Consider the following 23,195-nt stretch of genomic DNA (forward strand, 5'->3'; position numbering starts at 1 on the left):
GCTGTTGGCTTTTGCTTTTCCTAGCAGGGCGCAGCCCGCTCTAGCCGCGAAGCGCTCTAGAATCTAGATTTTATAGCAATAGAAGGTCCTAGGTGCTAGGGAAAGCAGGTTCTAGGAAAAGATAAAGCGGGAAAGCTAAAGATAACAGCGTGGTGCTTTTGGCTTTTGCTTTTCCTAGCAGGGCTTCAGCCCGTCCTCGAAGCGAAGCGTTCTAGAACCCTTCTTTTAATATACGTGTTAATCTCGGTTTAAGCTCTGTCAGCTAATAATGGGGCAAAGGATTGAGCTTGGTTCCCATTCAGTTGTGAGATAAGCCCTAACTTGGCTAGTTTTTGTTATTTTTGAGGTTGTAAACTTTCAGTTTTGTAGTTATTCGATCTAAATTTTGGCGTTCAAAAGTCAAATATCATTATTTATAAGCTGCCTTAATTTTAGCCCTTATGTTGAGATTCATCTGTTCGGGTGAGTATTCTGTAAGGTCGCGGTTGTCTTTCTGTTTTTTGTTTATTATTTTTTCTTTGTATTTCGCCCATTTTTTCTGGGTTTGTTGTGCAAGCCGATAAAACCTTCGTTTATCTTCGCCAAACTCGAGCAATTTCCTTGCAGCAAAATTCCGTCTGTATACACTGCCGTCATATTGATATTTAAATGGTAATAAATGTATGGAAGTTTTCATCAGTTTGTTCGGCATGCTTTGTCTTATGGGCTTAGCGGTTGCATTATCAGAAAATAGAAAAGCAATTAACCCTAGAACCGTGCTGGGTGCGCTGGCGTTTCAAGTCGCCTTTGGTGCCTTTGTTATGTATGTGCCTGTTGGGCAGGCAGTGCTTGATGGTGCATCAAATGGTGTGATGCACGTTATCGGCTATGCCAACGAAGGTTTAGCATTCCTATTTGGTGACCTAGCTAAATTCGGTGTTGGCTTCATTTTTGTGATTAACGTGCTGTTTGTTGTGGTCTTCATCAGCTCATTGATCGCCGTACTTTATTATCTTGGCATCATGCAGCTGGTTATTGGATTAATTGGTGGCGGATTATCTAAGCTTTTAGGCTCAAGCCGTGCAGAATCTTTATCGGCAACAGCAAACATCTTTGTTGGCCCAATCGAAGCACCTTCTATGGTGAGACCTTTCGTTAAGCACATGACTCGTTCTGAGTTATTTGCAGTGATGACAGGTGGTTTAGCTTCAGTCGCCGGTGGCACCATGATTGGTTATATCCAGATGGGTGTTGACGTTAAATATGTACTGACTGCTGCCTTTATGACAGCGCCAGCGGGTCTGCTATTTGCTAAGTTGATGTGGCCTGAAACAGAAACGCCACAAAACGACATCAAGAAAGTGATGGACGATGTAGAAGACAAGCCTGCCAACGTACTCGATGCAGCCGCAGGCGGTGCAGCAATGGGTATGCAGCAAGTGCTTTCTGTATCGGCACTGTTGTTAGCCTTTGTAGCACTTATCGCTATGGTTAACGGCATGCTAGGCGGCATTGGCGGTTGGTTTGGTGTTGAAGACTTAACCATGCAAGCTATCTTAGGTTACCTACTAGCGCCACTAGCGTGGGTGATGGGTGTACCTTGGAGTGAAGCGACACAAGCGGCATCATTTATCGGTCAAAAGATGGTGATTAACGAGTTCGTCGCCTACATCGACTTCTTAAAAGTGGCCGATCAGCTATCAGAAAAGACTCAAATCATCATCAGTTTTGCTCTGTGTGGTTTTGCTAACATCGGCTCACTGGCCATGGTAATCGGTGGTTTAGCGGCACTTTGCCCTGAGCGTCGCCATGACTTAAGTGCTCTAGGTATGAAGGCCTTGATTGCCGCTGCTCTTGCGAACTTAATGAGTGGTACCATCGCGGGTTTACTCTATAGCTTAGCGGGCTAAGCATTTAAGAAAAAACAATATTTAGTAAACGATGCTTGTTTATAGCGCAAACAAGCATCTTATTTTTGTAAGGAAAGTATCATGACTCCACATATCAATGCCGAAAACGGTGCATTTGCTAAAACTGTATTAATGCCAGGCGATCCACTAAGAGCGAAATACATTGCCGATAACTTCTTAGAAAATGCCGTGCTAGTGACCGACGTACGTAATATGTTGGGTTATACCGGCGAATATAAAGGCAAGAAAATCTCTGTGATGGGCTCAGGTATGGGCATTCCATCTATCTCTATCTACGCTAAAGAGCTCATCACCGAGTACGGTGTTGAGAACATCATTCGTATCGGTTCTTGTGGCGCGGTTAGCGACAAGATCAAGTTGATGGATGTGGTTATGGCAATGGGTGCAAGCACTGACTCTGCGGTAAACAGAACCCGTTTTGCGAACACCGATTTTGCTATGATCGCCGACTTTAATTTGTTGAAGCGTGCGGCTGACTCGGCTGAAAAGTTAGGTGCTAGCTACCATGTAGGTAACTTGTACTCTTCAGACTTGTTCTACTGTGCAGACGAGACTCGTTATGACTTCATGGAAAAGTACGGCATCTTAGGTGTCGAGATGGAAGCGGCTGGCCTTTACGGCGTTGCAACCGAGTTTGGTGCTAATGCACTGGCGATGATGACGGTAACCGATCACCTTCGCCAAGGCCTGCACCTAACGGCAGAAGAGCGTCAGCAGACACTGAACGACATGATCAAGCTCACGTTAGATGCTGTTGAAGATCTTCTTTAATAAAGAATTAAGCTTGGCAAGATAGGCTGCGCGACTCTTTAAAAAGAATATAGTTCGGCTTATCTCTTTACCCTCTGGTCCGCGATTATGCACACTAAGTTGGACGGCTCTTTAGCGTAATCGACAAAAAATATTAAGTATTCTCGCGGACCATCTCTGTTTTACCCTATCGATTTCCCCTTACGGCCTCTTTAGCATAAAGCCCAACTTGTACCGATCTTAAGTTATCGAATTATTAGGTTAGTGCTATGAGTCAATTCATGCCCTTGGCTCTATTAGCTGTTTCAAGATCTTGCCTGACAAAGTAGACTGTGCTCAATATTGAGAATCAATAACTGTCAACAATAACATGAGTGGAAGTTAAATATGTCGATTTGGTTTAAACCTGTAACCCTTGAAGTATGCGCGCAAATGGATGCGGGTATGCATGGTAAAGGTACCCTGATGCAGACGCTTGGGATCACCATTACCGAGATTGGTGATGACTATATGAAGGCAACTATGCCTGCTACTCCCGCTGTGCATAACCCCCTCGGCATCGTTCATGGCGGTGCCAATGTGGCACTGGCAGAAACCGTTGCAAGTTACGCGGCTAATTTCGCGGTCGATTTTGAAAACTATTACTGTGTCGGCCAAGAGATTAACGCCAATCACCTCAAAGCCTCCCGCAACGGTATACTTACCGCCACGGCAAAAGCGGTGCACCTAGGAAAGCGTAGCTCGGTTTGGGAAGTGCTTATCCATAACAGTGCTGGTGAGCTGTGCTGTATCTCGCGCATGACTGCCGCAGTGGTTAAGCGCTAAAGTTTAGCCCTCTATGACGGCCGCAGTGGTTAAGGCGTAAAGTGACTCGGTTAATCGTTACCAGTGTGCGATTTCCCAGCGATTAACTTCCATGCAAGTGTGAGTAATTTTATTTGGCTAAGGCCTGTTTTAATGGCTAATTTTTGCTCATACTTATTCCATCACTTTTATTATGCTTAGGTGCTACTTAGGCCGAATATCGATAGTTAGGAGTGCGCATGGATAACGCAACAATATGGGAGTGGGTCGGATATCTAGCGTCAGTCGTTGTCGCAATATCTTTGATGATGTCTAACATCAAAAAATTACGTTGGTGGAACCTAGTCGGAGCAGCACTATTCGTTGCCTACGGACTCGCTATCAACGCGATTCCTGTGGCGCTGGTTAATTTTTTTATTGTACTTATCGATGCTTATTACTTAGTAAAACTCTATAAGGCTGAAACCAAATTAAAGAGTCAAACATAGGCGCAATAGCAATAGGGAGAGCAGCCGTGATACTCAGTCGCTGTTTTCCCGCCTTACACAACTTTTCAATTCTATCTAACCAATCTTCCGAATCCGTTTTGCCCAACCGATTTTCCTAATTTATTCTAATCTGAATTTTAGTTTAGGGTCATCTGCTTTAATCGTTTTATAAATTATTAATTACTGACTAGTATTAACTCAACACTTAAGGCCAATCCGTTATAGCGTTTGTACGCAGGAGATAAGCCATGGCCACTATTTTTGATTTAATCGAAACTTGGCTGGAATCACGCCAAGATTAAGGAGTAATGTATGAGTCAGCAAAACCGAGTTCTTACCGCACAAAATGGCGCACCAATCAGCGATGATCAAAATTCACTTTCAGCGGGTGAACGTGGGCCTCTTTTACTTCAAGATTGGCACCTTATCGAGAAGCTTGCTCACTTTAACCGTGAGCGTATTCCAGAGCGTATCGTCCATGCTAAAGGAACTGGAGTGTACGGCACATTTACGCTGACTCGTGACATGAGTGATTACACCATCGCCGATCACTTCAGCGGTGTTGGTAAGCAGACTGAAACCTTCGTGCGTTTCTCAACTGTGGGTGGTGAGATGGGGTCAGCCGATGCTGAGCGTGACCCTCGCGGTTTTGGTTTGCGTTTCTATACCACACGGGGTAACCACGATATCGTGGGTAACAACACGCCGACTTTCTTCCTGCGTGATGGCATCAAGTTTCCAGACTTTATCCATACGCAAAAGCGTAACCCACAGACAAACCTTAAAGATCCCCATGCGATGTGGGACTTCTGGGCGCTAAACCCTGAAGCAATGCATCAGGTGACTGTATTAATGTCTGATCGCGGTATCCCTGCAAACTACCGTCAGATGCACGGCTTTGGCTCTCACACCTTTTCGTTCTGGAATGCAAAAGGGGAGCGTTTCTGGGTTAAGTTCCACTTTAAGACTAAGCAGGGCATCGCCAACTTAACGGCTGAGCAGGCAGATATTTTAAAAGGTATCGATCCTGACTCATCACAGCGCGACATGGTTGCCGCTATCACCGACGGTAACTTCCCTAAGTGGGCTGTTAAAGTGCAGATCATGCCTGAGGCAGACGCCAATACTTACCATATCAACCCGTTTGACCTGACTAAGGTATGGCCGCACGCCGATTACCCATTGATTGAAATTGGTGAGCTTGAGCTAAATCGCATGCCTAATAACTACTTTGCAGAAGTTGAGCAAGTGGCGTTAGCACCAAGCAACTTAGTGCCAGGTGTGGGGGCATCGCCAGATAAGATGCTACAAGCACGCTTGTTTGCCTACGCGGATGCTCAGCGTTACCGTATTGGTGCTAACTACAATCAGTTACCGGTTAACTGTCCTCATGCTACAACGGCGAATCATCATCAGCGTGGCGGCGCGATGGCGGGAACACAGTGTCCATTCTCTGGCAGTCAGACAGGTGGTGATGCGAGTCGTAACTACGGCCCAAACAGTCACGATGGTCTGCAAGATCAGGCGCAGTTTGCCGAGCCACCGCTGCGTTTAGATGGTGAAGCGGACCGCTACAGCCGTTATGACCAAGATGATTTCAGTCAAGCGGGCGACCTATATCGCTTATTGCCTGAAGATGAGAAGGCGAGATTGGTTGCTAACATTGTCAGCACACTAAGTGTAGTGAGCGAAGCGACTCAGAATAAGATGGTTGAGCACTTTAGCGCCGCAGACAGTGATTACGGTCTGCGAGTAAAAGAAGCGTTAAAGGGTTAATCAGGCTAAGAAAGGTTCTAGGTGAAAGCAGGCTCTAGGTCCTAGGAAAAGCAGGAGCTAAGATCTGAAAAGCTAAAGGCAAAACAGTGGATGCTGTTTTGCCTTTTTGTATTTTGTTTGTGCTAGAACCTAGAACCTAGAACCTAGAACCCTTCTTTAAAAAACTAAGGTCGCCACACCGAGCAGTGCAAAAAGGACGGCACAGCCGCGATGGATCCAGCTCATAGGAAGCTTCTCTGCACTAAAGTGCCCAGCTATGACCACAGGAACGTTGGCAATTAGCATACCCAAGGTGGTACCCATCACCACCATGGCTAAGGCGTCGTATTTGGCCGATAGCACCACGGTAGCAATTTGGGTCTTATCGCCCATTTCGGCGATAAAGAATAGAATAAAGGTGGCTATAAATGGTCCCATAGCATAGAAGCGGCTTTCTTCGGCATCGACTTTGTCGGGAATTAATACCCATAGTGCGATGGCAAAGAAAGAACCTGCAACTAAGTAGCGTCCCATTTCGGGGCTGATCCATGATATGGCCCATTGACCAAGCCAAGCGGCGGCAAAGTGATTAACTAAAGTAGACAGAAATATGCCGAGAATAATGGCGGTCTTGTTTTTAAAGCGAGCGGCTAAGATAAGTGCTAATAGCTGAGTCTTATCACCGATTTCGGCGATGGCAACGGTAAGTGTAGAGGCGAGCAGAGCTTCCAAGGTTCAATCCTATAATGGGGACAAATAGCAAACTCTAAGCACAGCAACTCTTCCCCAAATTAAGAGGTGCGGTGCTCAGGTCTTGCTGGGCACATTGAATGCGAATGGCATTAATGGCTGTATGTACCATGGCATGAGGCCAATTATGTTGATACATACTCGGTAGTAGACTTAAGTTATCCTTGAGTCATGCACCGATAGCTACTCCCCTGAAGCGGAGGCGACATTATAGCGACTTACTTTTTTTTATCAACGCCGACTAGGATGGCGCGCAAATTTTTCGGCAAAACAAGCAAAACGTAATGTAACTGCTGCTTAAGTTTTACATTGATGTTGCCAACTCGTGCTAAGTTGATTTTAACTGCTCTAGATGGCTTGCTAGCAGGGAATACAGCTGTTAATGTCACTCACAGTCATTTTTTAGAGAAAGAGCCGTAATGAAGCAATTCAATCTGTATTTTCCACGATTTATCCAGCCTCAGTGGCTAAGTTGATAAGGTGAATACACGTATTATTTAACTAGCCGTTGGGGCCAATTGGAATCGCTAAGGTTGATTTTGACCAGATTCGATTGGGGGCTGTTAATGATATTGTTAGCTTGCAAAATCCTCTCCCTCAAAGTCGTTCTAAATCTGACCTATCTAAATAAAAAATAAAATTTAACAGGACAATTTTGTGAACTCAAAAATACTTGGCTCTATTGCCATTGTTGCCGGCACGGCAATTGGTGGTGGCATGTTGGCATTACCACTGGCTACTGCTTCATTAGGTACCATCCCCGCACTGCTTTTACTTATCGCTATCTGGGGCGTATCTATTTATACCTCCCTATTAATGCTTGAAATTAACCTACGTGTCGGTGTGGGCTTAAACCTGCATAGCATCACGGGGAAAACTTTAGGTAAGCTAGGCCAGCTTATTCAAGGCGGCTCATTCTTAAGCTTGTTGTTCGCACTTACCATGGTCTACCTAATGGGCGGTTCTTCACTGCTTGAGTCTAAGATGGAACTGGTTGGCATGAAGATGGATAACCAGTATGCCGTTTTACTATTCACGGCGATTTTTGGTGGCTTTATTGCCGTCGGTGTCGGTTGGATCGATAAAGTCTCACGGGTGTTGTTCAGCACCATGATCGCACTGCTGGTTGTTGTTGTCGCTTATTTAATGCCTGAGGTCGATATGGGCATGATGATGACAAATACCACAGAGGGCTTACTCGACGGGCGTGATCTAACAAATCTATGGTTGGCTGCAATTCCAATCGTCTTCACCTCTTTCGGTTTTCATGTCTGTATCGCGACTATTGTGCGTTACTTAGACGGCGATGCTATGTCGCTGCGTAAGGTATTGATTATCGGCTCAACTATTCCGCTTGTGTGTTATATCCTCTGGTTAGTGGTGACCCTAGGCACCTTAGGCGGCAAAACCGTCCATGAGTTTGATGGTTCGCTGCCATTGCTTGTGACGGCACTACAAGGTGTTGCCGAGTCTTCAATCTTGAAGCATTTCATCGATCTATTTGCCAACCTAGCACTGGTAACTTCGTTCCTTGGCGTAACCATGAGCCTGTTTGATTATGTTGCCGAGCTGACTCGCGCGAAAGAGAGCTGGAAAGGGCGTGCACAGACTTGGTTATTGACCTTCATTCCACCGCTACTTTGTGCGCTTTACTATCCAGATGGTTTCTTCAAAGTGTTAGGCTTTGCGGCGATCCCGCTGGTTGTGATGATTATCTTCCTACCGATTGCTATGGCATTGGGTCTGCGTAAACAAAACCTAGGTGGTTATCAGGTATCGGGTGGCAACGCGGCACTGGGCTTAGCTGCTATTGCAGGTTTAACCATTATTTTGGCTCAGCTTTGGGTTGCACTGTAAGTTATTGGGCTGCAATAAACGATGGTATCAGGTGGTATAGGCCTTCTCTATGTCGACAGATGTAAGGCAATTTAGCTACTTGGTAATAGCTTTGTAAGAGATTAATTCAGAAGCTGTTATCAATGCAGCCAATTATGATAAAGTCGAGCACGAATATGAAAATATTGGGCTCGGCTTTTTTGCTTTTTACGGCCCAAGAATAGCGCAGACTTTGCTTGGTTTAGGCTAAGCCAAGCGCTATTAATTGAATATCGAGAGACAAGCAATCAACAAAAATTTTAATAAATAAAAAATGGACTTATAAAATGAAAAAATGGCTTTTGACAGCGGCTATCGCGACCTCATTTGGCGCAGTAGCTGACGAAGGTATGTGGCAGCCTTATCAGCTGCCAGCTATGGCTGATGAACTTAAGGCGAAAGGGTTAGAGATCGATGTTAACTCGATTTCAAAACTCACTGAATTTCCAATGAATGCCGTGATCAGCCTAGGTGGCTGTACTGCATCGTTCGTTTCTCCAAAAGGGCTGGTGGTGACTAACCATCACTGCGCTTACGGCTCAATCCAATACAACTCGACACCAGAGAACAACCTGCTGCGTGACGGCTTCCTAGCTAAGACATTTGCAGATGAACTGCCAGCAACCCCAGGCTCGCGCGTATACGTGACAGAAAGCGTTGTCGATGTGACTGACAAGGTCAAAGATGGTCTTGACGACAAAACCGGTAATGCGTTTTACAAAGGCGTAGAGCAAAAAGAGAAAGGCTTAGTGGCCGAGTGTGAGAAAGAGGACGGCTACCGTTGTAAGGTATATAGCTTCCACGGTGGTCTGGAATATTATCTCGTTAAGCAGCTAGAGATCCGCGATGTGCGCCTCGTATATAACCCAGCGGCAAGCGTGGGTAAGTACGGCGGCGATGTCGATAACTGGATGTGGCCACGCCACACAGGCGACTACTCATTCTACCGCGCCTATGTATCGAAAGATGGCAAGCCAGCAGATTTTAGTAAAGATAACGTACCTTTTGAGCCGAAGAGTTTCTTGAAAGTATCCGCTAAAGGCGTCAGTGAAGGCGATTTCGTCATGGTGGCAGGCTACCCTGGCCGCACTAACCGTTACCGTACCGCTAACGAAGTGGAAAACCAGTTTGAGTGGGCGTATCCAGAAGGCAAGATTTTGCGTGAGCGCCTAATCGAGATCATTAAAGAAACTGCACCAGAGGGTAGCGATGAGCGCATCAAGTATGAAAGCTCAATTGCAGGTTTAGCTAACTACGCTAAAAACTTCACCTCGATGATCGAGTTTTACGGTAAATCAACCATGCTTGATGATCGAAAGGCGCTAGAGCAAAAGCTGGCTAACTGGATTAACGCAGACAGCAAGCGTAAGCAGCAATACGGCAAAGTATTAGCCGAGCTTGATAAGTTAATTGCCAAGAGCCAGCAAGGTCAAGAGCGTGATCTGCTGCTAGGTTACATGGGTTACAGCACCATGATGAGTACGGCGAATCGTTTGTATCGTTTAGCTAATGAAAAAGCGCTGCCAGATATGGAACGTGAGCCTGGTTATCAAGACCGTGATATGACGCGCTTTACCTCAGGTATGGAGCGTATCGAGCGCCGTTATGCGGCTAGTGTGGATAAAGCCATGCTAGCGGATCTACTTATTCGTTATGCTGCTCTGCCACAAGAGCAACGTCTACCCGCTTTTGATAAGGCCTTTGGCATCACCAACAACCTTGATGCGGCAAAACTCAACAAGACTCTTGATAAGATGTATGCCAATACAAGCCTTTCAGACAAAGAAGTGCGCCTAGCGTGGATGGATAAGTCTGTTGCTGAGTTCAAGAAGTCAAAAGATCCCTTCATCCAGTACGCGGTAGCGACCTATGATGAAAACATGAAGCGTGAGAAAGAGAAGAAGCAGTTAGCGGGTGAGCTAATGAAGGTACGTCCTATGTATATGGATGCCATCATCGCCTATAACCGCGAGCTCGGTAAGCCTGTTTACGCCGATGCTAACTCAAGCCTACGTGTCACAGTGGGTCATGTGAAAGGTTACTCGCCAGAAGATGGCCTTTACGCTGAGCCATTTACTCGCCTTGAAGGTATTTTGGCAAAAGACACAGGTGTTGAGCCGTTTAATGCACCAGCTAAAGAGTTAGAGCTTATCGCGAACAAGCAGTACGGTGATTACTACGTGAAGTCATTGGACTCAGTGCCAGTTAACTTCTTGTCGACTCTCGACACCACAGGTGGCAACTCAGGTTCACCTACGTTAAATGGCCGCGCCGAGCTTGTGGGTCTGCTATTTGATGGTGTTTACGAGAGCATTATCGGTGACTGGGGTTACGATCCACAGACTAACCGTTCTATCCAAGTGGATAGCCGTTATATGCTTTGGGTTATGAAGTACTTAGATAATGCCGATAACCTGCTAGAAGAGATGGAAATTGTTCATTAATCATATTGGCTATGATTAGGTAGCCTTTTGGATGCAAAAGCCGAAACATGAAAGTGTTTCGGCTTTTTTGATCTTTGGTGGATTATGTTGTGGCTTCGCCATATAGCTAATGCATCAGGCGTAGCCTGATATGTGGCAAGGCCACGACTTTTATCAAGCGCAGCTGAGTAAGAATAAGCTTAATGGTTAACTCGAACTTTCAGCTGAGCCAACAGAATCCAGCAAATCCGTTAGCTCATCGGAAGATAAAGGGCGCATCGACCCTTCAGGTAAATCCCCAAGATGCAAACTTTGAATCGATACTCGTTTAAGGTCGATAACTTTAAACCCCAATGCCTGAGACATACGGCGTATTTGGCGATTCAGCCCCTGAGTTAAAGTGATCTGATACTTATCAGCAGCTAAACGCTGCATGATACAAGGCAAGGTGGTGACATCTTTATAACTCACTCCTGCAGCCATGCTGGTAAGAAAGACATCATCGAAATCGCGGTCGAGCTGCACATGGTAGGTCTTAGCGTGGCCAAAGTCGGGGTGCATCAGCTTGTGGGTCAGCTCGCCATCGTTGGTTAAGATCAGTAAGCCACGGCTGTCTTTATCGAGGCGGCCGATGGGGTAGAGTCGTGGTGACTCAGGCAACAGGTGTATTAAGCTGTTGGGAAGATGGTCGAGCAGTCGGCTGTCGGTGCCAACGGCTTTATTAAATAACCAATAGGCTTTGGCTTCGACGGGGCGAACGGCTTTATCGTTAACATAGATCTGCTCAATGCAGCGCTTTCCTTCAGGCGTGTCGATAAGGGTTACACTGTCAACATGATTGGCTAAGCGATCATCGATACGAACTTGGCCATCCCTTATTAAACGGGTCGCGGCGCGGCGGGAACAGCAGCCGGTTAAGGCAAGGTATTTTGCGAGTCTCATGGGGTCTATTACTAATCACCTGCTAAGTAGCTTTGTGACAGAGCTAGATAGCTTTTAATGGCTATGTTACGGATATTCCATGCAAACGAAAGACACCACAGCATAATGATATTAGTCAGCAGCCACATGGTGATCGCGACCCAGCAATAGGGCTGTTTATAACTGTGATTCTCACAGGGGGGGAAATCCAAGATTCGCCAGTTTAACTGAAATATCAGTACCGATGCTGCAATAAAACCTAAAATACTGAAAAAGAACACTGGCCAGCTACATATCGAGTGATGGTTGAACTTGTCGCTGATACAAAGGAAAAACATCACCACAGTGCCGATTAGGTAGCAGGTGGAGACGAACCTATGTAGCTCAATATAGTTAATCGGAAACATGCCCATTAAGATCACCGCCAGACCGACCCATGCGCCAGTAACGGATAGGTAATGGCTAAAGTTACCAAGCTTTAACAGGTAGAGACCGAGCATGGATAGCATGATGCACAGCCCCGCTACCATTAAAGAGATGTTATAGACAAAGGCGAGGGGCGTGTAGGTATAGTCCCCGAGTTGATCCGGGCGGGTGTTGAGTACTTTGAGGCCTGAGTGTTGATATTCAAACCAGACGGAGGAGAAAACACCGGCTGCGGCGATGAGCGCACCAATGAAAATACTGAGCACCACAAGACGGTGAAGATCGTATTGCATTGACTGGCGCTGTATGTTGTCGTCCATATTGATCCATGTTGGGTGTTTTTGTTAGCGTGAGCCACAAAAAAAGGAGTACATATCCATGTACTCCTCTATCGATTCGAATATGTTCTTGTAAAACTACCCTATAAGTTGCCTGATTATTTGCGTTTACGCAAGCTAACTATCGCGACTGCCACTACGGCTAAGATCATGCAGTACCAAGCGTGAGTCACAACATCGAGTGGTGACAGGCTAAATGTAGAGGCAACCAAGAGTGCCTGTGCGCCGTAAGGGATAAGACCCTGAACAATACAGGAGAAGATATCTAGTACGCTTGCTGCACGCTTTGGTGTTACACCGTGCTTCTGGGCGAGCTCTTTGGCAATATCACCGGTTACGACAATCGATACAGTGTTGTTAGCGACACATGTGTTGGTTGCTGCCACAATCGCCGCCATACCTAGCTCTGATGCGCGGCACGACGCTTCACCTTTCGCCTTTGAGAAACGGGCGATTAGTTTTTCAATCTGCTGGTTTACAAACGCTAGGCCACCTTGCTGCTGCATCAGCGCCGCTAGACCACCGACTAACATCGACAGGATAAAGATCTCCTGCATGCTCCCAAAACCTGCGTAGATATCTTGGCCAAACTGAATGACGCCATAATCCATGGTGGCGATGCCTGTAATACCAGCCAGTAAAATACCTATGGTCAATACGATAAATACGTTAAGACCTGCGACCGCTAAAAATAGAATCGTTAGGTAAGGAATGACCTTAATGATGTCAACATCTTGTGGGGCAACATCAGCCTGTCCCTGACCTGCTAGGGTAAATAGCACCAAGGTGATGATAGAGGCTGGAATCGCGAAAATCAGGTTTTCTTTAAACTTGTCTTTCATATGACAGCCCTGAGTACGGGTCGCCGCAATCGTGGTGTCAGAGATGATAGATAGGTTGTCACCAAATAGCGCGCCAGAGATCACCGCGCCCGCCATAATCGCTAGATCGATTTGTGCTTCATTGGCAACGCCTAGTGCAATGGGGGCTACCGCAGCGATGGTGCCCATAGAGGTACCCATGGCCGTTGCGATAAAGGCAGCTATTACAAAAAAGCCTGGTAACAGTAGGTTTGAAGGCACTAAAGATAGACCCAGTGCGACAGTCGCATCGACACCGCCAGTCGCTTTAGCTACTGCAGCAAAAGCGCCTGCCAACAAATAGATCATACACATGGCGATGATATTTGAGTGGCCAATACCGCCTAAAAAGGTTTCGATTGACTGGTTAAGCTTCTGCTTTGAGATCAGAATGGCGAAAATAATGGCAGGTAGAATCGCCACTACGCTCGGCAGTTGATAGAAGGCAAAGTCTACGCCTTGGCTTTGAAAGTAAACGCCTGCACCGATAAAAAGTGCTAGGAACAGAAATAGTGGCGTTAGGGCTAAAAACGATGGTGCAGAGCTTGCTGCAGCATTTTGGGCATTATTGGAAGTCGTCAATGTTATCTCTCTTATCTTAAACCTGTCTTCGAACCATTGTTCCCATTGCCCTCCTAGCTGGAACAAACTACTTATTAGCCTAGGCTAATTTATAGAATGGTACATCTCAATGGATGAGAGGATATGAGATCGAAAGACGTCTGTCAATTTAGACGTCTAGATGTTTTTACTGCTAATAGTGACTTTGGCGAAAGTTGTGAACTCGGTTGGGTTAGTTATCACTATTTAAGTCAATTCTTAATTAATGGCTTAAGTTGCCAATTTTGGTAGGGAAACACAACCTTTTCACTTTAACGAACATAGGCAGTGGTTATAAATTGAAGTGATCGCTGGGCTATAGTGATTAAATTTAACGATAATTCATTTAGGCTTTAGCTTTCAATGTTAAGCTCCTACAGATAATCGGCGCCGCGAGTGCGCGAGTGTACTTAATCAGCTTACACTGAATGAGAGTAGGCTTTTTCAGAGCGCTAAGTCAGAAGTTCAAACTAGAAATAAAAGAGATTAATCATGCAGTTGATGGATATTGATAAGCAGACATACCGTAAAAATACTAACTTAGTAATTATGGGCTTTGTGGCGAGTCTGGCGATATTGGCGCTAGTATACGGCAGTGTGCTGATCCACTTTTTTGGCGCCACAGAGACGGTGAGCGGTGAGTCTACCGGTAACTTCCACCTGAATCTGATTGGCGTCATCCTCGCGATGTTCACCTGTGGAGGTGTACTCAATAGCCAAAAGCAGAAGCCCTTTATGCGAGAGGTGTATTACGTTTGGCGCTTAAAGCAGCTACATAATCAGATCTATCGCAAGTTAGCTAAGATCAAACAGGCTGCCGACAATGAAGAGGTGAACGCCTTTATCATCTTGAGCTTCTATTTTGCCAGTCTAAAGCAGGTCTACAGCCTTGATGACAACACGCTCACCATATCTACGGTGGAAAAGGATCTCGCGCAGTTAAATGACAAGATCGCGGCGTTGGGATTAACCATCACACCAGAGCAGTTTGAACCACGGATGTTAGAGCAGATCTAAACTCAATTAACGCCTTATTCGGCCATCGAGGGAGACAGTAACTTTTGCTTAGACTTCTAGATGGCTAACTGTTATGTTGCTATTTCAATCAATGAAATAGGATATGACGCGATGAAACTCGAATCTTTAGCGCTGCACCACGGATATGAATCGGAATCGACTACTAAGGCTGCAGCCGTTCCTATTTATCAGACCACTTCATATACCTTTGATGATACTCAGCACGGTGCCGATCTATTCGATCTGAAAGTGCCGGGTAATATCTACACCCGTATCATGAATCCCACCACAGATGTACTGGAGCAGCGTCTTGCGGCGATAGAGGGAGGCATCGGAGCCTTGGCGCTGGCTTCTGGTATGGCAGCAATCACCTATGCGATTCAGGCTCTGACTCAAGTCGGTGACAATATTGTTAGCACCAGTCAGCTCTATGGTGGCACCTATAATCTATTTGCCCATACCTTACCGCGCCAAGGCGTTGAAGTACGTATGGCGGCATTCGATGATTTCGAGCAGCTAGAAGCCTTGATTGACGATAACACTAAGGCGCTGTTTTGTGAGTCTATCGGTAACCCAGCGGGCAATATCGTCGATTTGCAGCGCCTAGCAGAAATCGCCCATAAACATGGCGTGCCGTTAATTGTCGATAATACGGTGGCCACGCCAGTTTTGTGTAAGCCATTTGAACATGGCGCCGATATCGTTATTCATTCGTTAACTAAATATATCGGTGGCCATGGCACGACTATTGGCGGCGTGATTATTGATAGTGGTAAGTTCGACTGGGCGGCGCAGCCAAAACGCTTTGCACTGCTCAATGAGCCGGATCCTTCTTATCATGGCGTGGTTTATACCCAGGCCTTTGGGCCTGCGGCTTTTATTGGCCGCTGCCGCGTGGTGCCGCTACGTAATACCGGTGCTGCGTTGTCGCCCCAGAGTGCGTTCTTACTGCTACAGGGGTTAGAGACACTGGCACTGCGGATGGAGCGCCATTGTGACAACGCCTTAGCGCTTGCTCAGTACCTTGAGTCACACCCTAAGGTGAGTTGGGTTAACTATGGTGCATTGGAAAACAGTCCTTTCCAAGATAACTGCCATAAAATTACTGGCGGCAAGGCATCGGGGATCATCAGCTTCGGCATAAAATCCGATGATGGCAAGGTAGCTGGTGGCCGCTTTATCGATGCCCTGCAGATGATACTGCGTCTGGTTAATATCGGTGATGCCAAGTCGCTGGCCTGTCACCCTGCATCGACTACCCATAGGCAGTTGGATGCCAAAGAGCTGGCCAAAGCTGGAGTGAGCGAAGACTTAGTGCGAATTTCGGTGGGGATAGAGCATATCGATGACATCATTGCCGATGTGGCGCAGGCGCTGGAGAAAGCGGTTTAAGCCTCGCGAAGTTTATACGATGCAGCCAAACCGAGAACTTGGTTTGGCTGCATTGGCTCCAGCTTTCCCTAGAATCTAGAGCGCTTCGCGGCTAGAGCGGACTTCGTCCTGCTATACAGTCAAAGGCGTGTATGGTGTTGCTGATGTAGGTTGGGCTTTAGCCCATCAGGTCCTAGGTTCTAGGTTCTAGGGCGCTGCGCTACGAGAGCGGGCTAAAGCCCTGCTAGGAAGGGCAAAAGCCAATAGCACCACGCTGTGACCTTTAGCTTTCTCGCTTTATCTTTACCTAGAACCTGCTTTCCCTAGCACCTAGGACCTTCTATTTCTAAAACCTAGGACCTTCTATTGCTATAAAATCTAGATTCTAGAACGCTTCGCGGCTAGAGCGGACTACGTCCTGCTATACAGTCAAAGGCGTGTATGGTGTTTCTGATGTAGGTTGGGCTTTAGCCCATCAGCTTTACTGCTAAACACTTCTAAGCTGACGGCATAAATGCCGACCTACATTAAAAAAAGGGCCTAGGACGCTGCGCTTCGAGGACGGGCTGAAGCCCTGCTAGGAAAAGCAAAAGCCAAAAGCACCACGCTGTTATCTTTAGCTTTCCCGCTTTATCTTTTCCTAGAACCTGCTTTCCCTAGCACCTAGGACCTTCTATTGCTATAAAATCTAGATTCTAGAGCGCTTCGCGGCTAGAGCGGGCTGCGCCCTGCTAGGAAAAGCAAAAGCCAACAGCATCAAGTTGTGATCTTTTGATTTTCCGCTTTATCTTTACCGGCTTTATCCGTCTCTGCTCTTACCGTCTCTGCCTTTCCGGCCTTTCCGGCCTTTTCCGCTTTATCTTTTCCTAGAACCTGCTTTCCCTAGGACCTAACACCTTCTTTAAACCTTTAGCCTATTGTGTGCTATTACCCAAATTTCCCATGATAAGTCGCTGCTTTTTAATTGAATTTCTTTATCAAATCGGGTCTGTGAAATCCGCTCTATAAATATACTATTTTGCTGTGTTAAGCTGCGTGAGGTTTATTGTAAATAATTTGGACTTTAGGTGTACATTGCAAAAAAGTGGCTAAAGAGCGTAGGCCTATACATGACGGCAAGTTTTGCTGCTGTGATGAGCTTATGGGTGGGGGCTGCCGAGCCACTTCAAGAGCTAGAACAACAACTTTCCCAAGTACCTGCGGCCAAAGCCCTAACACTGCTGGATGAGTTTCGACTCGAGCCTATCAGTGCCAGCAGTTACGATAAAGCCAAGTTACACTTTCTATACGGCATGCAGTACCAACGCAGTCGCGAACTTGATAAAGCAATAGCCAGCTATGATAAGGCGATCGCACTCACTAATGCTCTAGCGGTATCAGATCTGCTCATTAACTCTCATCTGGAGCGCTCCTTTGTACTCTACTTAAAGACCAATGATCCCGAGGTCTACTGCGGTGACAGAGATAAGGCGCTGACACTGGCTAGGTTGTATAACAATAAGACGCTATTGGCTAAGAGCTTAACCCAGAAAGCGTTTTGCTATAACAAGGTGACAAACGTTCATCAAGGGATTGCCCTACTAGATGAGGCCATGTTGCTTATCGATACTGAAGGCAATACCGATTACAACCGCAAGGCGATGATTTATAACGCGACGGGCTCTCTATATCGCACCGTGGGGCTGCATAAGCGCGGTTATGTCAATTTCAACAAGGCCTATCAAACTTGGAGCGAGATAGACGATACCCAAGACATGTTTAATATGCTGCATAATATGATTAGCGAAGCGGTTAAGCTAGGGGACTGGGACAAAGCCCGCAGTAATATTGCCCGGCAGTTTTCCTTGGCGCTATCGGCGCCAGAGTTTATCGACTTTCGCTTTTTCGCCCACCTCAATGCTGGACGTGTGGAGCTGGCAACCCATAATTACAGCGATGCCATCGAGCACTTAAAGCAAGCTATCTTGTTAAAAGATACCACCCAGGAACAGTACTTCGTCACAGGAAGTTATCTGTTCTTGGCGCAGGCATATCTACGAACTGGTGAAGTGAAAAAGGCGGCCGATATGGCGCGTATCTTTAAGCAAAACAACCAATTCCCCAAGAATATGACTAGTATGGCGTTAACCGCCAATGCCATCATCGCGCTTGATGAGCAGCAATATCTGAGCGCAATGCACGCCTTGCTCGAGGTGATAGATAAGGAGCGGGATAAGAATAAACAGATTATCGATAATGAGGTTATCGATTCAGCATTAGAACATAACGCAAAACTTGCCGAGTTCGAGAATCAGCTCTTGGCTAATCAATTGGCGATCAATGAGTTAAGCTTAGCGGCGGTGGAGGATAAAGAGCGGATCTACGATCTTAGGTTAAGTATTTTCTTCTTGGTGGCCATGGTTCTGGTGATTGCTATCATGTTCCTATGGCATTCCCGTAAGGCCTTTAAGCATAGTGCTCAAACCGATTTCTTAACCGGTATAGCCAACCGTGGTCATGCCTTTAAACAAGGTCAGCGAATGCTCGACAGGGCGATAAAGAAGCAGCGCTCTTTGGCGGTGATCATCTTCGATATTGATAACTTTAAGTCGATTAACGATCGTTATGGTCACCATGTCGGTGATCTGGCAATAAAAGCGGTCGCGAGACGGGCAGAACGCTGGCTTCGAGATTGTGATTTGATTGGACGAATAGGCGGTGAGGAGTTTTTGATTGTCTTGCCCGATGTCACAGAGGTGGAAGCGATGGATATCTCTGAGCGGTTGCGAGAAGGGATCGCTGCCCAGCCATTTCAGTTCGATGAGCAGGTGATCGAATTGACCGTAAGCCTTGGCCTAGCGGCACTGAATACACCTAAAACCAGTTTGACCGAACTGATTAATCGAGCGGATCGGGGGCTGTATAAGGCAAAATTTTCAGGTAAGAATCGAGTCTACTTTGTTGAGCAGTGTGCTTAAATTCTCTCTCTACTGCCCAGTTAGCTCTGGGCAGCTTTTCATTTTAGCCGATATTGTTTTTTGTAGAGCTGTTATAGCGCCTTACCGTGGGCAGAATAACTGGGACTCCAACTTGTATTAAGTCATTTGTTTGCTATGTTTTTTGTATAGCGAGTGCAGGCTTAGTGTCGCATGAGAGCGCGACACTAAGCCTGTTAGGATGTTCGCTGCACGGATTGATGCATTCATATGATATTGGAGATCCCATGAGAAAAGCGCTAGCAATACTCCCCATCACCGCTTTGGCTTTTGCGCCAACATGCTCAGCTACAGAAGTCTTTAAAGATGATAAGAATGCCGTGGAAATCGGTGGTTTTGTCGATGCTCGAGTCATTGATACGCAAGGGGTAACAGAAGTGGTCAACGGTAGCTCAAGGATTAATTTTGGCTTTACCCGAGACATGTCTAATGACTGGAAAACCTACGTAAAACTGGAGTGGGGGGTAAACCCTTTCGGTAACAGTACCATCTCCTATAGCAGTGAGAGTAACTTCGAAACCCAGAGTGGTGACTTTCTCAATAACCGCCTAGGCTATGTCGGCCTTAGCCACGACGATTATGGTTCTCTCACGATCGGTAAGCAGTGGGGCGCTTGGTATGACGTGGTGTACAACACTAACTATGGTTATGTTTGGGACGGTAACGCATCGGGGACCTATACCTACAACAAATCAGATGGTGCCATCAACGGTGTCGGCCGCGGTGACAAAGTCATCCAATACCGCAATAGCTTCGGTGACTTTAGCATGGCGATTCAGATGCAGCTAAAAAATAGCGTCTCAGATATCGAAGATGATGGCTCAAATAATCCCAATCGCTTGGTGATGACAGAATACGACAACACCTATGGCATAGGGCTTACCTATGCGGCGACCGATATGTTGACTCTAACGGCTGGGGGAAATATTGGTGAGCCAGAAGGCACGACTATCCAGGGGGATGTGATCTCAGAAACCGATTATATCTATGGTGCGGGAGTGACTTGGGGTAATTGGGACAGTTATGGCCTCTATATGGCTGCCAATGTGAATGCCAATGAGTTTCACGATACCGATAACCTAGGGCGATTTCTACAAGAGGCCATCGGTCTAGAGTCAATTGCATCTTATCTATTTGATAATAACGTGAAGATCTTGGCTTCTTACAATATTTTAGAGGCGGGAGATAAGTATGAAGCCGCCCATAATGGCGATGTGTTTAAGCGTCAGTTTGCCTTTGCCGGGGTGCATTATATTTGGGATAACAGTGTGGTCTTTTATCTAGAGGGGCGGAAAGACTTTAGTGATTTCTCAAGCTCTGATCCTGAAAAACAGGCCGCTCAGGAACTATCGGAAGACGATGGTGTTGCTATTGGGGTTCGTTATACCCTGTAACGGCTAGAACTCTGCACTCTGGCACACAAAAAAGGCTTACCCCATGGGTAAGCCTTTGTCCTTTACGAATAGAATCGAGTTTACTTCAAACGGTAGGTCACTTCGACTCTGTCTTGAATGGTTACCTGACCCTGTTGGTAACTCGGGCCAGCATCGAAGCCCTTAGCCTCAGAGTTCATTCTGAGCATCACAGGTTGCACCGGACGCTGCTCAAAGTAGCTGATGCGCCATACGCCATCGAGCTTTTCGCCAAAGCCTTCGGCCAACATCTTGGCTTTTTGTTGGGCATCTTTAATGGCCGCCATTCTTGCCTGCTCTAGATATTCTGCCTCTTTGCTCGATTTAAGTGCGATGCTATTGATACGGTTCATCCCTTGCTCGAGCGCGGAGTCGAGAATGTTATTGAGCTCGCTAAGCTTAAGTACTGTTACCTTGATGCGGCGATTCGCGCTGTAACCGATAAGCTGGTTAGGCTTGTTCTTTTCATAGTGATATTGCGGCTGTAGGTTGATATTGGCGCTTTGAATAAGCTCTCTATCGACGCCAGCCTTCTCAAGACGAGCTAAAAAGTTAGCAACCGCTTTATCGGACTCGCTTTTTGCCTCTTTGGCTGTTTTGGCTTTTACTACTACTTCGACATTCACCTCGGCCATATCGGCCTTAACGTTGAGTTGGCTGCTGCCAACAGTGTTTAGAGTCGGGAAGTCGACATCGGCAGCTTGAGCCGTGGCGACCATGCTAGTTGAAGCGATAAGGCCTGAGATAAGCGCGGCGATAATTGATGATTTCATAATGACTCCGAAAATTGAACGAATAAGGATTGGTTATCTTGTTAGCTATAAACGTAGTCATTTTTGAAAAGGGTTATCTTTTTTAAATTATTTTTATTGTTCGCAGTTTTTCGGCATTGCTATAAAAAAGGCGCCCAATGAGGCGCCTTATAATTCGTTTTAAGGAGAGCGACAGCGGCTCGTGCTAGTTGATCATGATAGAGATAAAGTAGCCAACAACGGTTGCCGTAACCACTCCGATAAAGCCCGGCATGATAAAGCTGTGGTTGACGATATACTTACCAATATGGGTGGTACCAGTTCTGTCGAAGCTGATGGCCGCCAGATCGCTTGGGTAGAATGGGAAGAAGAAATAGGCGTAACACGCTGGTAAGACACCGATAAGCACAGGGGCTGGGATCCCTAAAGAGAAGCCGAGTGGCAGCATAATCGTTAAGGTCGCTGCCTGGCTCTTAAGGAATACCGAGGCAGTAAACATGGCGATAGCAAATGACCACGGATGTGCATGTACGATATCGCTGACCGACTCGATTAAGTAGCTCTTGTGATGACCTATGATGGTGTCACTAAGCCATGCGATACCGAAGATGATGATCACCGCCGTCATGCCTGCGATAAAAACATTACTGTGAACAATTTTCTTCGGATCAATTTTGGTCGCCAGTAAAATCACTGCGCCAACCGATAGCATCATAAACTGGATCGCTACCGACATCTTAACGCCTTCAGGCAGGAGCTGATCGCTAAACATTGCCAGAGCGATAACGGACAAGATCCCTAGTAAGAAAATGCTTAGGCCCTTCTTCGCGGTGCTTTCGTCGTGATTCGAGTCGTTTGACTCCACCTCACTATCTAGTAGGCTATTTCTGAACTCTTCATCCTGCAACCGAGCCTGAAACTCAGGGTCTTTATCGAGATCTTTACCGCGCTTTAGGCTCCACGCTGCTGCCACTAACACACCGATTAATGTCGATGGAATGGTTACCAGTAACACATCCACTAGGCTGATATCGAGATTATTCTCCATCGAGGTGGCGATAACCACGGCCGCCGCGGCAGCGATTGGGCTGGCGGTAATCCCCATCTGTGAGGCAACGGTTGCGATGGCAAGCGGACGCTCGGGGCGAATGCCTTTCTTGTAGGCAACATCATAGATAACTGGCAGTAGGGGATAGACCGAGTGTCCTGTACCGACTAATACCGTCAAGGAGTAGGTACAGAGTGGGCCAAGAAACACAATTTGACTCGGGTGCTTACGCAGCAGCTTTTCGGCGTAACGCACCAGTAGTTTAAGACCGCCTGTGGCTTCTAAGGTTGCCGATGCGGCGACCACAGCCAGAATAATCAACATGACGTTGATTGGCGGCGTACCAGGTGCGATGCCAAATGCAAACGCTAATATCGATACCCCTAAACCACCGAGCAGACCAAAGGCCACACCACCGTGGCGGATCCCCACAAAGATAACAGTTAACAGCAAGAGCATATGTATGAAAAACATAGCAGGGTTCCTTTAAGAATCGGTCGTAATCAAGAGTAACTTAATAGCCGTGAGCGTAGAGAGTGTCCATTACAACGGCCATTTACGCGCTGTTATACCGTATGTGACCGATTGCTTAAATAGCAGGGCTTCAGCAAGGTGATAACACGCATTGATTTGATCAACTTTTTGCAGAAAGTGTGAACTAAAACTAATGAGAAGATTTGAGCCTTGCGGCTTACTTAAGCTTTATAAGTTTTGGGAATA

The 23,195-nt window shown here is 46.5% G+C and carries 19 protein-coding genes; 11 read left to right on the top strand and 8 right to left on the bottom strand.

Features of this window, described 5'->3' with window-relative positions; all coding sequences use genetic code 11:
- Window positions 1-409: 409 nt before the first annotated feature.
- A complete protein-coding gene (locus K5Q92_RS04955; protein ID WP_220767951.1) occupies window positions 410-691 on the bottom strand; it encodes a hypothetical protein in 282 nt (93 codons plus the stop codon).
- On the opposite strand from K5Q92_RS04955, the gene K5Q92_RS04960 reads away from it, so the two are divergent.
- The 5 genes from K5Q92_RS04960 (at window position 663) to katB (ending at window position 5,728) form a co-directional block, all read left to right on the top strand.
- Window positions 663-1,889 (top strand): NupC/NupG family nucleoside CNT transporter, encoded by a 1,227-nt coding sequence (locus tag K5Q92_RS04960; protein WP_220767952.1) that lies wholly within the window; start codon window positions 663-665, stop codon window positions 1,887-1,889. The genes K5Q92_RS04955 and K5Q92_RS04960 overlap by 29 nt on opposite strands.
- 78 nt (window positions 1,890-1,967) lie before the next feature.
- Window positions 1,968-2,681: a purine-nucleoside phosphorylase gene (gene deoD, locus K5Q92_RS04965; protein ID WP_220768030.1), complete on the top strand. Its 714-nt coding sequence runs from the start codon at window positions 1,968-1,970 to the stop codon at window positions 2,679-2,681.
- A gap of 366 nt (window positions 2,682-3,047) precedes the next feature.
- Window positions 3,048-3,485 carry a PaaI family thioesterase gene (locus K5Q92_RS04970; RefSeq protein ID WP_220767953.1) on the top strand — a complete coding sequence of 146 codons (438 nt, stop codon included), beginning with the start codon at window positions 3,048-3,050 and terminating at the stop codon, window positions 3,483-3,485.
- Window positions 3,486-3,703: 218 nt separating this feature from the next.
- The gene (locus K5Q92_RS04975) at window positions 3,704-3,952 is read left to right on the top strand and encodes a YgjV family protein (RefSeq protein WP_220767954.1); all 249 of its coding nucleotides are present in this window, start codon (window positions 3,704-3,706) and stop codon (window positions 3,950-3,952) included.
- A 312-nt stretch (window positions 3,953-4,264) separates the two neighbouring features.
- Complete coding sequence (gene katB / locus K5Q92_RS04980; protein WP_220767955.1) at window positions 4,265-5,728, top strand: catalase KatB; 1,464 nt, start codon at window positions 4,265-4,267, stop codon at window positions 5,726-5,728.
- A 156-nt stretch (window positions 5,729-5,884) separates the two neighbouring features.
- Here katB and K5Q92_RS04985 read toward each other — a convergent pair whose 3' ends face one another.
- Window positions 5,885-6,439 carry a TMEM165/GDT1 family protein gene (locus K5Q92_RS04985; protein WP_202720748.1) on the bottom strand — a complete coding sequence of 185 codons (555 nt, stop codon included), beginning with the start codon at window positions 6,437-6,439 and terminating at the stop codon, window positions 5,885-5,887.
- 236 nt (window positions 6,440-6,675) lie between these two features.
- Window positions 6,676-6,846: a hypothetical protein gene (locus K5Q92_RS04990; RefSeq protein ID WP_220767956.1), complete on the bottom strand. Its 171-nt coding sequence runs from the start codon at window positions 6,844-6,846 to the stop codon at window positions 6,676-6,678.
- A 268-nt stretch (window positions 6,847-7,114) separates the two neighbouring features.
- On the opposite strand from K5Q92_RS04990, the gene K5Q92_RS04995 reads away from it, so the two are divergent.
- On the top strand, window positions 7,115-8,314 hold the full coding sequence (locus K5Q92_RS04995) for an aromatic amino acid transport family protein (protein WP_220767957.1): 1,200 nt from the start codon (window positions 7,115-7,117) through the stop codon (window positions 8,312-8,314).
- A gap of 305 nt (window positions 8,315-8,619) precedes the next feature.
- Window positions 8,620-10,776 carry a S46 family peptidase gene (locus K5Q92_RS05000; RefSeq protein ID WP_220767958.1) on the top strand — a complete coding sequence of 719 codons (2,157 nt, stop codon included), beginning with the start codon at window positions 8,620-8,622 and terminating at the stop codon, window positions 10,774-10,776.
- A gap of 186 nt (window positions 10,777-10,962) precedes the next feature.
- Here K5Q92_RS05000 and K5Q92_RS05005 read toward each other — a convergent pair whose 3' ends face one another.
- The 3 genes from K5Q92_RS05005 to K5Q92_RS05015 form a co-directional block, all read right to left on the bottom strand.
- Window positions 10,963-11,697 (bottom strand): RNA pseudouridine synthase, encoded by a 735-nt coding sequence (locus K5Q92_RS05005; protein ID WP_220767959.1) that lies wholly within the window; start codon window positions 11,695-11,697, stop codon window positions 10,963-10,965.
- Window positions 11,698-11,708: 11 nt separating this feature from the next.
- Window positions 11,709-12,422, bottom strand: a complete 714-nt coding sequence (locus K5Q92_RS05010) for a DUF998 domain-containing protein (protein WP_220767960.1) — start codon at window positions 12,420-12,422, stop codon at window positions 11,709-11,711.
- A 116-nt stretch (window positions 12,423-12,538) separates the two neighbouring features.
- On the bottom strand, window positions 12,539-13,888 hold the full coding sequence (locus K5Q92_RS05015; RefSeq protein ID WP_220768031.1) for a Na+/H+ antiporter NhaC family protein: 1,350 nt from the start codon (window positions 13,886-13,888) through the stop codon (window positions 12,539-12,541).
- 504 nt (window positions 13,889-14,392) lie between these two features.
- Here K5Q92_RS05015 and K5Q92_RS05020 point away from each other — a divergent pair.
- The 4 genes from K5Q92_RS05020 to K5Q92_RS05035 all read left to right on the top strand — a co-directional run bounded on the left by K5Q92_RS05020 (window position 14,393) and on the right by K5Q92_RS05035 (window position 20,657).
- Entirely contained in the window at window positions 14,393-14,917 is a 525-nt protein-coding gene (locus tag K5Q92_RS05020) for a DUF3087 domain-containing protein (RefSeq protein WP_220767961.1), read from the top strand.
- A gap of 111 nt (window positions 14,918-15,028) precedes the next feature.
- Window positions 15,029-16,309 carry an O-acetylhomoserine aminocarboxypropyltransferase/cysteine synthase family protein gene (locus K5Q92_RS05025; protein WP_220767962.1) on the top strand — a complete coding sequence of 427 codons (1,281 nt, stop codon included), beginning with the start codon at window positions 15,029-15,031 and terminating at the stop codon, window positions 16,307-16,309.
- 1,046 nt (window positions 16,310-17,355) lie between these two features.
- A complete protein-coding gene (locus tag K5Q92_RS05030) occupies window positions 17,356-19,245 on the top strand; it encodes a GGDEF domain-containing protein (protein WP_259649500.1) in 1,890 nt (629 codons plus the stop codon).
- A gap of 245 nt (window positions 19,246-19,490) precedes the next feature.
- Window positions 19,491-20,657, top strand: a complete 1,167-nt coding sequence (locus K5Q92_RS05035) for a porin (RefSeq protein WP_220767963.1) — start codon at window positions 19,491-19,493, stop codon at window positions 20,655-20,657.
- Between the two features lie 80 nt (window positions 20,658-20,737).
- On the opposite strand, the gene K5Q92_RS05040 is transcribed toward K5Q92_RS05035, so the two are convergent.
- Window positions 20,738-21,448 carry an oxidative stress defense protein gene (locus K5Q92_RS05040; RefSeq protein WP_220767964.1) on the bottom strand — a complete coding sequence of 237 codons (711 nt, stop codon included), beginning with the start codon at window positions 21,446-21,448 and terminating at the stop codon, window positions 20,738-20,740.
- Between the two features lie 184 nt (window positions 21,449-21,632).
- The gene (locus tag K5Q92_RS05045) at window positions 21,633-22,949 is read right to left on the bottom strand and encodes an anaerobic C4-dicarboxylate transporter (RefSeq protein WP_220767965.1); all 1,317 of its coding nucleotides are present in this window, start codon (window positions 22,947-22,949) and stop codon (window positions 21,633-21,635) included.
- Window positions 22,950-23,195: the final 246 nt, after the last annotated feature.

Source organism: Shewanella sp. MBTL60-007 (genome assembly GCF_019654915.1).
Taxonomy (GTDB): domain Bacteria; phylum Pseudomonadota; class Gammaproteobacteria; order Enterobacterales; family Shewanellaceae; genus Shewanella.